The 12,478-nt window shown below is 69.5% G+C and carries 10 protein-coding genes; 6 read left to right on the top strand and 4 right to left on the bottom strand.

Going from position 1 to position 12,478, the window contains the following annotated elements; genetic code table 11:
* Nucleotides 1-147: 147 nt before the first annotated feature.
* The 5 genes from CFB82_RS07875 (at nucleotide 148) to CFB82_RS07855 (ending at nucleotide 6,501) form a co-directional block, all read left to right on the top strand.
* Nucleotides 148-2,106 carry a bifunctional 5-dehydro-2-deoxygluconokinase/5-dehydro-2-deoxyphosphogluconate aldolase gene (locus tag CFB82_RS07875; protein WP_089483842.1) on the top strand — a complete coding sequence of 653 codons (1,959 nt, stop codon included), beginning with the start codon at nucleotides 148-150 and terminating at the stop codon, nucleotides 2,104-2,106.
* A 40-nt stretch (nucleotides 2,107-2,146) separates the two neighbouring features.
* Nucleotides 2,147-4,030, top strand: coding sequence for a 3D-(3,5/4)-trihydroxycyclohexane-1,2-dione acylhydrolase (decyclizing) (gene iolD, locus CFB82_RS07870; protein WP_089483898.1), 1,884 nt, complete (start codon nucleotides 2,147-2,149; stop codon nucleotides 4,028-4,030).
* Between the two features lie 61 nt (nucleotides 4,031-4,091).
* Complete coding sequence (gene iolE, locus CFB82_RS07865) at nucleotides 4,092-5,021, top strand: myo-inosose-2 dehydratase (protein WP_089483841.1); 930 nt, start codon at nucleotides 4,092-4,094, stop codon at nucleotides 5,019-5,021.
* A gap of 52 nt (nucleotides 5,022-5,073) precedes the next feature.
* Nucleotides 5,074-5,892 (top strand): 5-deoxy-glucuronate isomerase, encoded by an 819-nt coding sequence (iolB, locus tag CFB82_RS07860; RefSeq protein ID WP_089483840.1) that lies wholly within the window; start codon nucleotides 5,074-5,076, stop codon nucleotides 5,890-5,892.
* 114 nt (nucleotides 5,893-6,006) lie between these two features.
* Complete coding sequence (locus CFB82_RS07855) at nucleotides 6,007-6,501, top strand: heme-degrading domain-containing protein (protein WP_069247763.1); 495 nt, start codon at nucleotides 6,007-6,009, stop codon at nucleotides 6,499-6,501.
* Between the two features lie 28 nt (nucleotides 6,502-6,529).
* Here the strand turns inward: CFB82_RS07855 and CFB82_RS07850 are convergent, their stop codons facing one another.
* The 4 genes from CFB82_RS07850 to CFB82_RS07835 form a co-directional block, all read right to left on the bottom strand.
* Complete coding sequence (locus tag CFB82_RS07850) at nucleotides 6,530-7,981, bottom strand: MFS transporter (RefSeq protein ID WP_089483839.1); 1,452 nt, start codon at nucleotides 7,979-7,981, stop codon at nucleotides 6,530-6,532.
* Between the two features lie 76 nt (nucleotides 7,982-8,057).
* Nucleotides 8,058-9,077, bottom strand: coding sequence for a cyclase family protein (locus CFB82_RS07845; protein WP_089483838.1), 1,020 nt, complete (start codon nucleotides 9,075-9,077; stop codon nucleotides 8,058-8,060).
* A 56-nt stretch (nucleotides 9,078-9,133) separates the two neighbouring features.
* Nucleotides 9,134-10,414, bottom strand: coding sequence for a CaiB/BaiF CoA transferase family protein (locus CFB82_RS07840; RefSeq protein ID WP_089483837.1), 1,281 nt, complete (start codon nucleotides 10,412-10,414; stop codon nucleotides 9,134-9,136).
* A gap of 59 nt (nucleotides 10,415-10,473) precedes the next feature.
* Complete coding sequence (locus CFB82_RS07835) at nucleotides 10,474-11,238, bottom strand: IclR family transcriptional regulator (RefSeq protein ID WP_089483836.1); 765 nt, start codon at nucleotides 11,236-11,238, stop codon at nucleotides 10,474-10,476.
* 232 nt (nucleotides 11,239-11,470) lie between these two features.
* Between CFB82_RS07835 and CFB82_RS07830 the strand changes: the two genes are divergently transcribed.
* The gene (locus tag CFB82_RS07830) at nucleotides 11,471-12,361 is read left to right on the top strand and encodes an HpcH/HpaI aldolase/citrate lyase family protein (RefSeq protein WP_089483835.1); all 891 of its coding nucleotides are present in this window, start codon (nucleotides 11,471-11,473) and stop codon (nucleotides 12,359-12,361) included.
* The last annotated feature ends 117 nt before the right edge of the window (nucleotides 12,362-12,478 follow it).

Genomic DNA, 12,478 nt, shown 5'->3' with positions numbered 1-12,478 from the left:
CCAAAAAGTCTAGACTCCGTTCCGTAGCCCGATTCCTTGCGGCAGGTAGTCCCGCGTCGTGCAGCACACGGTGCGGATTGCCGCCCGAGGTTCGGTCCCCTAATCCGCCGGCATCGCCGAACGCCGGCCGCGAGCGTGACACGTGATATGAGCCTGCTGAACTTTCCGAGTGACCGCCCCATCGATCTCGCCTGCCTCGGCCGCGTGGCCGTGGATCTCTATGCGCAGCAGTACGGCAGCCGCCTGGAGGATGCGCGCAGTTTCCAGATGTATCTCGGCGGCTCGTCCGGCAACGTCGCGTTCGGCGTGGCCCGGCTCGGGCTGAAGACCGCGATGATTTCGCGCGTCGGCGACGAACAGATGGGCCGCTTCCTGCGCGAGACGCTCGAGCGCGAAGGCTGCGACACGAGCCAGCTGCAGACCGACCGCGAGCGCCTCACCGCGCTGGTGCTGCTCGGGCTGAAGGACCGCGACACGTTCCCGCTGCTGTTCGTGCGCGAGAACTGCGCGGACATGGCCGTGCGCGCCGACGAGATCAGCGAGGACTTCATCGCCGGCTGCCGCGCGCTTGCGATCACCGGCACGCATTTGTCGACGCCGGGCACGCGCGAAGCGTCGCTGACCGCGCTTGGTTACGCGCGCCGCCATGGCGTCGTGCGGATTCTCGACATCGACTACCGGCCGGTGCTGTGGGGGCTGACCGCGCGCGGCGCGGGCGAAAACCGCTACGTGCCGGACGCGCAGGTGACGCGGCAGCTGCAGCAGGTGCTCGGCGAATTCGACCTGCTGGTCGGCACCGAGGAGGAATTCCTGATCGCGGGCGGCGTACCGCACGACGTGATCGGCTCGTTGCAGGCGGTGCGCAAGATCACGAACGCGACGCTGGTCGTCAAGCGCGGCGCGCTCGGCTGCTGCGTGATCGAGGGCGACGTTCCCGCCCGCATCGACGATGCGCCGACCTTCCTCGGCGAACGCGTCGAGGTGCTCAACGTGCTCGGCGCGGGCGATGCGTTCCTGTCGGGCCTGCTGTCCGGGCTGCTGCGCGGGCGCGACTGGGCCGAGTCGACGCGCATCGCGAATGCGTGCGGCGCGATCGTCGTGTCGCGCCATGCATGCTCCGCCGCGATGCCGACGCCGGCCGAGCTGGCACACTGGTTCGACGGCAGCCGCAACCCGGTGGTCGACGCCGACCACGCGCTTGCGCACCTGCATCGCGTGACGGTACCGCGCCGCGAATGGAACGACCTGTGCGTGATGGCGTTCGACCATCGCAGCCAGTTCTACGAACTCGCGGTGCAGGCCGGCGCGGACGAAGCGCGGATCAAGACCTTGAAGCGCCTGCTCGTGCGCGCGGTCGAACAGGTCGAGCGCGATCGCCAGATCGAAGGCCACGTCGGCGTGCTGATCGACGGCGGCGGCTACGGCAGCGACGCGCTGGCGTCGGCCACCGGTCGCGGCTGGTGGGTCGGCCGACCGGTCGAGCTGCCCGGCTCGCGGCCGCTGCGCTTCGACGAAACGCGCTCGGTCGGCTCGTCGCTCACGCATTGGCCGACCGAACAGGTCGTGAAGTGCCTCGTGCACTATCACCCGGACGACCCGGTCGACCTGCGCGTCGAACAGGAGCAGCGCGTGCTGGAACTGTGGGAAGCCACGCGCGCCAGCGGCAACGAACTGCTGCTGGAAATGATTCCGCCGCGCGCGATGACGCCGGCCGGCACCGAGGACGACGCGGTGCTGCGCACGATCGCGCGCCTCTACAACCTCGGCGTGAAGCCCGAATGGTGGAAGCTCACGCCGCTCACCGCCGACGGCTGGACGCGGCTCGCCGCGCTGATCGCCGAGCGCGACCCGCATTGCCGCGGCGCCGTGATCCTCGGGCTGAACCAGCCGCTGCAATACCTGGTCGACAGCTTCCGCTCCGCGACCAATCCGATCGTCAAGGGCTTCATGGTCGGGCGCACGCTGTGGGCCGATGCGTCGCTGAACTGGTTCGCCGGCCGGATCGACGACCAGGCGCTGATCGACGAAGTCGCCGGCAACTTCGCGCAGCTGGTCGACGCGTGGCTCGGCCGCCGTGCCGCGGCCGCCCGCGCCGCCGCGGCCTGATGCGACGCCCGCGATGACCCATTCCTCTTCACCGACCGACATGACCTCTACCGTGAGACTGACCGTCAGCCAGGCGCTCGTGCGCTACCTGGCCGCCCTGCGCGCCGAAGTCGTCCAGCCCGACGGCCGCACCGAGATCCTGCCGTACTGCGGCGGCGTGTTCGCGATCTTCGGCCACGGCAACGTGGCCGGGCTCGGCGAGGCGCTGCACGCGGAAAAAGACCGGCTGCCGACCTTCCGCGCCCACAACGAGCAAGGGATGGCCAACGCGGCCGTCGCGTTCGCGAAAGCGAATTTCCGCCAGCGGATGATGGCTGCGACGTCGAGCATCGGCCCCGGCGCGACCAACATGCTGACGTCGGCCGCGCTCGCGCACGTCGGCCGGCTGCCGCTGTTGCTGCTGCCCGGCGACGTGTTCGTGTCGCGGCTGCCCGACCCCGTGCTGCAGCAGGTCGAGGATTTCGAACAGGGCGACGTCAGCGCGAACGACTGCTTCCGGCCGGTGACGCGCTACTTCGACCGGATCACGTCGCCCGAACAGTTGCTCGTCGCGCTGCCGCGCGCGATCCAGGTGATGACCGACCCCGCGCAGTGCGGCCCCGTGTGCCTCGCGTTGCCGCAGGACGTGCAGACCTTCGCGTACGACTGGCCCGAGGATTTCTTTGCGCCGCCGGTGATCCGGATGCGCCGGCCGCCGGCCGACGCGCTCGAACTCGCCGATGCGCTCGACGTGCTGAAGGCCGCGGAGAAGCCGCTGATCGTCGCGGGCGGCGGCGTGCTGTACAGCCAGGCGTGGGATGCGCTGCGCGCGTTCGCCGATACGCATGGCGTGCCGGTCGCCGAATCGCAGGCCGGCAAGGGCAGCCTCGCGTGGGACCATCCGCTGAATCTCGGGTCGATCGGCGTGACGGGCTCGCCTGCCGCAAACCGTGCGGCCGCGCAGGCCGACGTGGTGTTCGCGGTCGGCACGCGGCTGCAGGATTTCACGACCGGCTCGCATGCGCTCTACGGCACTGCGACGCTCTTGAGCCTGAACGTGCAGCCGTTCGACGCAGGCAAGAAACGCGGCCGTCAACTGGTGGCCGATGCGCGCACGGGCCTCGGCCAGCTGTCGGCCGCCCTGGCCGGCTGGCAAGCCGATCCGGCATGGACCGCCAGCAACCGCGACCAGGCCGCCGCATGGAACGCGCGCGTGACCGATCTGACGACGCGCATACCGAAAGACACGCTCCCGTACGACGCGGAAGTGATCGGCGCGGTGCGCGACTCCGCGGCCGACGCGGGCCGCGACAGCGCGCGCGACGACCTCGTCGTGTGCGCGGCGGGCACGCTGCCGGCCGAACTGCACAAGCTGTGGCGCAGCGGCGTGCCGGGCAACTACCACATGGACTACGCGTACTCGTGCATGGGCTATGAAGTCGCGGGCGGCCTCGGCGCGAAGCTCGCGCGGCCCGCGCGCGAAGTGATCGTGATCGTCGGCGACGGCTCGTACATGATGCTCAACGCGGAACTGGCGACGTCCGTGATGCTCGGCCGCAAGATCATCGTCGTGATCCTCGACAACCGCGGCTACGGCTGCATCGAGCGGCTGCAACTGAATTGCGGCGGCGCGAGCTTCAACAACATGCTCGACGACTGCGTGCCGGAGGGCGGCGAGCGCTCGACCATCGATTTCGCGATGCATGCGCGCGCGATGGGCGCCGAAGCCGTGCACGTGCGCGACATCGGCGAGTTGCGCAGCGAGATGAAACGCGCCCGCGCCGCGACGACGAGCCAGGTGCTCGTGATCGACACCACGCACCATCGCACGACCGACGACGGCGGCGCGTGGTGGGAAGTCGCCGTGCCGCAAGTATCCGAACGCGCCGGCGTCGATGCAGCGCACCGCGCGTATCTCGATGCGAAGACCCGGCAGCGGCGCTGATCGCGCGCACGGCCCACGAACCCTCCCCGAGAAAAACACATTCGAACCAAGGAAGCACGCCATGAGCTGGAACGTTCGCATCGGTATCAATCCCCTGTCGTGGATGAACGACGACCTGCCGTCGCTCGGCGGCGAGACGCCGCTCGAAACGGCGCTGAAGGAAGGCGCCGAAATCGGCTACGCGGGCTTCGAGCTCGGCAACAAGTTTCCGAAGACGGGCCCCGAGCTGAAGGCGAAGCTCGCCGAGTTCGGCCTCGTGTGCGTGTCCGGCTGGTATTCGGGCTTCCTCGCCGAGGTCGAGCCCGGCATGAGCGACGCCGATGCGGTCGCCGCCGAGATCGAGCGCTGCCGCGCACACCTGACGAAGCTGCAGTACAACGACGTGAAAGTGGTGGTCTACGGCGAATGCGCGGGCACGATCCAGGGCAACATTGACACGCCGGTCGCGAAGCGCCCGCGCTTCGTCGACGACGACGCCTGGCGACGCTACGCGGCGCGCCTCGACGCGTTCGGCGCGCACCTGCTCGACACGTACGGCATCAAGCTTGCCTACCATCACCACATGGGCGCGTACGTCGAGTCACCCGACGACGTCGACCGGCTCATGGCGCTCACCGACCCCGCGAAAGTGTTCCTGCTGTTCGACACCGGCCACGCGTATTTCGGCGGCGCGGCCGATCCGGTCACGCTGCTGAAGAAGCATGTGTCGCGGGTGGTCCACGTGCATTGCAAGGACGTGCGGCCGCAGGTCGTCACGCAGGCGCGCAACGACGGCTGGAGCTTCCTGAACGGCGTGATCAACGGCACCTTCACCGTGCCGGGCGACGGCGCGCTCGACTACGAGGCGACGCTGCATACGCTGAAGGATGCCGGCTACGAAGGCTGGCTCGTCGTCGAGGCCGAGCAGGACCCGGCCGTCGCGCCGAGCTATGCGTATGCGAAGAAGGGTTACGAATCGCTGCGCGCGATCGTCGACCGGTTGAGCGCGTAAGCGCGTGAACGCGTGAACACATGAGCCCTACCCTGTTGCGGAGCCCCACCCCATGACGATTTCTCCCCTGCTGGTCAAAGCCTCTGCCGACCGCGAAATCTGCAACGTCACGCCCGAGTCGGCCGGCTGGAAGCACGTCGGTTTCCGCGCGCTGCGCCTGAAAGCCGGCGACACCGAAACGCTCGACACCGGCGCGCGCGAACTGTGCGTCGTCGTGCTCACCGGCACGGTGCGCGCGGATGTCGACGGCACCCCCTACGATGCGCTCGGCAAACGCGACAGCGTGTTCGAGGACATGTCGCCGGACGCGCTGTACGTGCCGGGCGGCAAGACGGTCACGCTGGTCGCGACGCGCGATGCGGAAATCGCGCTGTGCACCGCGCCGTATGCGAGCGGCGACAAGCCCGTGCAGCGCCTCGACGGCGAGCGGATGCGCCGCTCGGTACGCGGGCAAGGCACCAACACACGCTACGTGTGCGACATCCTGATGGGCGACAATCCGGCGGCCGACCGGCTGCTCGTGGTCGAGGTCGTCACGCCGGCCAGCCATTCGAGCAGCTATCCGCCGCACAAGCACGACCGCGACGCGGCGCCTGACGAGACGTCGCTCGAGGAAACCTACTACCACCGGATCGACCCGCCGCAAGGCTTCGCGTTCCAGCGCGTGTACACGGACGACCGCAGCCTCGACGAAGCGTGCGCGGTCGAGGACCACGATGTCGTGATGGTGCCGCGCGGCTACCACCCGGTGGTCGCGCCGCACGGCTACAACCTGTACTACCTGAACGTGATGGCCGGGCCGAGCCGCGCGTGGGCGTTCAAGAACGATCCCGCGCACGAGTGGATGCTCGATGCGGCGCCCAAGCGCTGAAACGCCGACGTGCCGACACGCCGAAGCACTGAACGGAAGACGGGCCCGCGCGCGGCCCGTGACGATGCGACGCCCGGCACGCGCGTACCGCGCCGGCAACGCTACGGAGCCGCCATGGTGACGCCCCTCTTTCGCCTCGACCACCCCGCCTTCGACGACGATGCGTCGAACCCGGCGCTGCCGCACTTCAATGCGTCCGTCGCGCGCCGCATCGGAGAGATCGCGGTCAACCTCGCGTCGCGACGCGGGCTGCCGATCGCGGTCAGCATCGTCGGCGGGCACGCGCCGCTGTTCTACTGCGCGCTCGACGGCAGCGGCGCGCACGACAGCGATGCTGTCCGCCGCCGGCAGAACACGGTGCTGCGTTTCGGCCAGAGTTCGCTCGCGGTCGGCGCGTGCTTTCGGCGTGCCGGCTGGTCGCTGCGCTCGCAGGGCCTGTCGGACGACGATTACGCGCTCGACGGCGGCGGCGTGCCGTTGCGGCTCGACGGCGCCGGCATCGTCGGCGCGATGACGATCGCGGGGCTCGGCTCCGAAGCCAATCACGCGCTCGTCGTCGAATGCTTGCGGTGGCACGTCGGCGCGAATGCGCTGGCGATGAGCGCGTAACAGCCGTTGCGCGGTCGCACGCGCGCCGTCACGAACGGCGCGTCGGCAACACGTCGAGCGTGCTGGCCGGCCGTTTCGCCACGGCCGCATCGGCTTGCTCGTCCGGGATATCGTCGAGCGACCGGTTGTTGGTGCGCGGCCCGAACGCGCCGATCGACAGCATCACGATCAGCATGCTGCCGCCGATCAGCGCGAACACCGCCGATACGCCCGCCCGCTCGAGCAACAGCGCGACGATGAAACTGCTGACGGCCCCGGTCAGGCGGCCGATCGAATGCACGAAACCGAGCGCGCGCCCGCGGATCGCGGTCGGAAACAGTTCCGCCTGGTACGCGGTGCCATTGCTCGCGAGTACCGTGCTCGACAGCGTGACGAGCAGGCCGAACGCAATGACGAACGGCGCTTGCGCCGACATCGCGAACGCGCTGCCGAACAGCGCGACGCCGAACGCCGACGCGACGATCAGCCACTTCCGCTCGATCCGGTCCGCGATCAGACCGGCGACGAGCGGCGACACCGGATAGGCGAACGCGATCACGAACGCATAGCCAAGACTCGTCGCGACGGTTGCGCCCCGGGCGGCGAGCAGCGTCGGCAGCCATTGGCTGAAGCCGAAGAAGCCGATGCTCAGGAATCCGTTGAACGCGATCAGCATCGCGGTGCGGCCGCGGTATCGCGCCCCCCACATCGACGGCGCACCCGGCGCGAGTGGCACGACGGCAGCCGGTAGCCGGACCGCGGGCAGCGGCCGGCCGGATTCACGCTCCACCCTCTGTTCGAGTTGCCGCACGATGCGTTCGGCCTCGGCTTCCCGGCCCACGCCGACGAGCCAGCGCGGCGACTCCGGCAAGCGCGCCTGCAGCCACCAGACGACCGCCGCCCCGCTTCCGCCGAGCAGCACGACCCAGCGCCAACCGGACCAGCCGAGCGGATCGTGCGGCACCCAGAGCCATGACACCAGCGCGAGCACCGGCATGGCCAGGTACCCGACGGCGAAGCAGACGGCGAATGCCCGGCCCCGTACCGCCTTCGGCACCAGCTCGGTCAGGAACGCGCCGATCGTGATCAGCTCCGCGCCGACGCCGCAGCCTGCGACGAAGCGGCACACGAGCACGCCGAGCGCGCTCGACTGCACGCACATCATCAGGCTCGCCGCGGTATAGAGCAGCAGCGCACCGGTAAACACCGCGCGACGCCCGTAGCGGTCCGCCAGGCGCGACACGAACATTTCGCCGATGAACAGCCCGATGAACGTCGCCGCGCCGAGCGCGCCCTGGTCCGACATGCCGAGCACGCCGCGTGCCCCGGTGTGAAAGATGCCGTCGCGAATCAGCCCGGGCGGCAGATAGGTCATCTGGAACAGGTCGTAGACCTCGAAAAAGCCGCCGACGCTCAGGAACAGCACGAGCTTCCAGATACCGGCTGTCGCGGGCAGGCGATCGATGCGCGCGGCAAGCGATGCCGCAAGGGAGTCAGACATGGCGTGTCCTCGGTAGTCGCCCGCGCGGCGCGCGGGACGGCGGTCATGGCGCGGCGCCGGCCGCGCGGCGTGGCAATCACACGGTGGCGACCGGATTGACCGGCGAACCGACGAGCCCGCGCAGATGCAGCGGCGGCGCGGTCAGCAGGAAGCGGCTGCGGTGATGTTCGTGCAGCCAGTCCGCGAGCGGCGTCAGGTGCCACAGTTCGCCGAGATGGATGCCGAGCTTGAACAGGCACAGCTCGTGCAGCGGCATCAGCGCACCCGGCTGGGCGAACGGCTGCGCGTCGCGCGGGCGCTCCTCGACCGCATGGTTGTCGGCCGCGAGCGCCGCGAGCCCCGACGCGTCGATCCAGTTCAGCAGGCGCGCGTCGGCACCGTCCAGCACGCAGCAGGCGTGCGGCGCACCGGTCTCGCCGCGCGCGGCCGCTTCCAGCAGACGGTCGGCGAAGCCCGTATGCACGCACACGATATCGCCGCGCTCGACGCTCACGTCATCCGCGCGCAGCACCGCCATCCAGTCGTCGAAGCCGATCTTGCGCCGCGCGTCGCCGAAGTGACGGCGCAGGTCGACCATCACGCCGCGCCCCTGCACGCCCGTCCGTGCCATCACCTCGATGCCGAGCGCCCGTGCGCCGCCTTCCGGCGCACCGGTCTCCGGCACGCGGATATGCTCGCCCATCCGGTAGCCGTTGTAGAACACCCGGCTTTTTTCACCGTCGCCCGCCGGATCGAACAGCGAGCCGACGTGCGACAGCGCGTCCCATTGCGTCGAGAACTGCGAATGCATGCAGAACGCGTCGTCGCACACGACATCGGTTGCGTTCGCAACCTGTTCGTCCGCGCGATAGCCGAAATACGGCCTGTCGCCGACCAGCGCCGGCATGATCGCCGGCGGACGCCGCCGTGCGTTGAGTCCGCCGCCGCGCGGCACGTCGAGCGGCAGGCTCAGCGAAAAAACGCGGCCTTCGCGCACTTCCGCGACGCCGCGCAGCACGGCGTCGGGCGTCAGCCAGTTCAGGCGCCCTTTCTGGTCGTCCGGGCCGAAATCGCCCCAGTTCGAGCCGGGCGGCCGATGGGTCCAACGCGGATTCATGGTGTCTCCTCCATGCAATGTCCGGTGCATCCGGTTTCCGTCGTTGCGCGGTCCGCTTACCGTGAACGGATCACGCCCTGCGCAGCGAGCCGCGCATACTCGTGCTCGCCGAGCAGCGGCTCGAGGATCTCGCGATTGTGTTCGCCGAGCGCGGGCGCGGGCCGGCGGAACGCGCCGGGCGTACCCGACAGGCGCGGCGTGACGTTGTGCATCGGCAGGCTGCCGACGTCGTCGTCGGGCAGTTCGACCAGCGCCTCGCGCTCGATCACGTAGCGATCCGCGACGATCTGCGCGATGTCCTGGATCGGCCCGACCGTCACGCCCGCTTCCTCGAAGAACGCGAGATTGGCATCGAGATCGCGTACGGCAATGAATTCGCCGACGATCGCGTCGAGCGCCTCCGCATGCCGCACGCGCAGCACGTTGGTGGCATAGCGCGGATCGTCGACCAGGTCCGCGCGGCCGATCGCGCGGAACAACCGCTCGGCCATCGCCTGCGTCGAACTCGACAGGCACAGCCACTTGCCGTCGCGGGTGCGATACGCATTGCGCGGCGCGGTGTTCGTCGAGCGGCTGCCGGTGCGCGGCTTGATCTCGCCGGTCATCACGTAGTTCGCCGCGGCCGGCCCGAGGATCGACAGCAGCGGCTCGAACAACGACACGTCGATCACCTGCCCCGCCGCCCGCTGCGTCCCGCGTGCATGCAGCGCGACCAGCACGGCGAGCGCGCCGGACATCCCGGCCGTCATGTCGGCAAGAAACATCGGCGGAAGGACCGGCTCCCGATCGGCGAATCCGTTGATCGCGGCGAAACCCGCATAGCCTTCGGCGAGCGTGCCGAAGCCCGGCTTGTGGCGATACGGGCCGGTTTGCCCCCAGCCGGAAATCCGCGCGATCACCAGTTCCGGCCGGATCGCAAGCAGGTCGTCGGGGCCAAGCCCCATCCGCTCCGCGACGCCCGGCTTGAAACTCTCGACGAACACGTCCGCGTCGCGCACCAGCCGGCGCACGATGTCGACGCCCTCCGGCGTGCGCAGATCGACGCACACGCTGCGCTTGTTGCGTCCGTAGACCTTCCAGTTCGTGCTGATTCCACCCGCGCCGACCGCGCGCAGCGTATCGCCGCGCTCGCTTTCGACCTTCACGACGTCCGCGCCGAAGTCGGCGAGCTGCACGCTCAGCATATTGCCGGCCATCAATCGCGACAGGTCGACCACGCGCACGCCGGACAGCGGTCCGCCCGCGCCTGCGTCGAACGATTTCTGACGGATCGGACCGGTGGGCGCGCGACGATGCGCGCCGGCCGCATGAGCGGCCTGCGTGTCGGGTACGGACATGACTGTCTCCTGGTAGGTGTCTGTCGGTGGGTCAGGGAGGCGCGCGCCGCGCGCCTGCGCTATTCGAGCAGTACGCCAAGCTGGTCGGCCGCCGGGAACGGCGCACCCGCGGCGGGCAGGTCGCCGCCGAGCGCATGCGTCAGCTCGGCAGCGGCGGCCTGCACGTACGGCAGGTAATCGGCCAGCACTTTCTTGTTGAAGCGATAGCGCGGCACGCCGAGCGAGATTGCCCCGCTCAGCACGCGGCCGACGCCGAACGCCGGACATGCGATCGCCGCGCTCTCCGGATCGCGCTCGGCAATCGACACCGTGTAGCCCTGCTCGGCCGTCTTCTCGTACTCGCCGCCGCGCGTGCCGGAAAACGCGAGCAGCACGCGCCCCGCCGCGCCGACGTCGAGCGGAAAACGGTCGCCTTCGCGCAGATGCGTACGCACCGCGCGCTGGGCCTGGATGCGGAACAGGCAGACGCGCTGGTCGCCCTCGCGCACGTAGAACGCGGCGGTTTCGCCGGTCTGCACCGACAGCGTCGACAGGATCGGCATCACATGCTCGCGCAGCTGGAACGACTCGCGGTACATCACGCCGAGCTGGAATACGGCCGGCCCCAGCACGTAGCGCCCGTCGGGCAAACGCTTGATGAAGCGGAACTGTTCGAGGGATTCGAACATCCGCAGCAGCGTGCTCATGTTGAGCCCGGTCACCTCGCTGACCTGCGCGAGCATCAGCCCGCCGGGCGCGCCGGAGAAAGCCAGCAGCGCGGTCAGCGCGCGATTGACCGCGGCCACGCCGCCTTCTGCCGGGTTGTTCGTCTCCACCTTGCTCATGTCCGCCTCACGCTGTGCCGGGCGACCGGGTGATCCGCATCGCCCAAGATCATCTGAAAATGAAAGTCGCTTTCATTATACGCAGAGCGCCGATGACATCAACATGAATTCGCATGGCGCCGATCGTTCATCTTCTTTCAATTCCCGTTATTTATAGGCGTTAACGATAATCTTGACGAATGCGCCAATCAGTCACAAAAATGAAAGTGACTTTTATTTTACGAGAACGACGATGAACTCCTCTTCCCAACCCGTCTGGCGCTCGCTCCTCTACGTCCCTGCCCACGTCCCCCGTTTCGTCACGAAAGCCGCGACCAGCGCAGCCGATGCGCTGATCCTCGACCTCGAGGACAGCGTCCCGTTCGCGTGCAAGCCCGACGCCCGCGCCGGCCTCGCCGACGCCGTGCCGATGCTGCGCGGCGCCGGCTGCGACGTGCTGGTCCGCGCCAACGGCCCGCTCGACCTGCTGGTGCCGGACCTGCGGGCGGCCGTGCGGGCCGGCGTGCACGGCGTCGTGCTGCCGAAAGTGCGTGGCGGCTCGCACGTCGAGGCGATCGACGAACTGCTGGCCACGCTCGAGGATGAAGCCGGTGCCGCGCCCGGCAGCACGCGTATCGTCGCGATCATCGAAACGCCGCGCGCGTTCCAGGCAATGGACCGTATCGCGCGCGCCTCGCCGCGCGTCCTCGCGATGATGCTCGGCGGCGGCGACTTCGCGCTGAACTGCGAAAGCGGCACCGGCGCCGACGTGCTGCGCGTGCCGAAGCAGTTGCTGATCATCGCCGCGCGAGCGGCCGGCATCCTGCCGCTCGGCCTGATCGACGGTCTCGACGAACTGCGCGACCTCGATGCGTTCGAGCGCATCGCCTGCGCGTCCGCGGCACTCGGCTATGCGGGCGCCACCTGCATCCATCCGCTGCAGGTCGATGCGCTGAACCGCGCGTTCCGCCCCGACGACGATGCAGTGCGCGACGCGCGCGCCGTGCTCGCCGCCTACGACGACGCGCGTGCCAACGGCCGCGGCGCATTGCGCATCGACGGCCGGATGGTCGACGCCGCCGGCGTCGCACAGGCGGCGCGCGTGCTCGCGCGCGATGCCGCCGTGCGGGCGCGCGCACGCTGACCCGCGCGAGCCTGCGATGCGCCCGTCCCCCCGCGTGATCCCGCAGCCAGGCCTCGCCCGCGTACGTCGCCCGACGCGCGCGAGCGGCCCGGCGCGGCACGCCCCGTTCGCCGTCCG

The organism is Burkholderia sp. HI2714 (assembly GCF_002223085.1).
In the GTDB taxonomy this organism is placed as follows: domain Bacteria; phylum Pseudomonadota; class Gammaproteobacteria; order Burkholderiales; family Burkholderiaceae; genus Burkholderia; species Burkholderia lata_D.
Note: the sequence above shows the minus strand (reverse complement) of the source record. Positions and strands in the feature narration are given on the sequence as shown.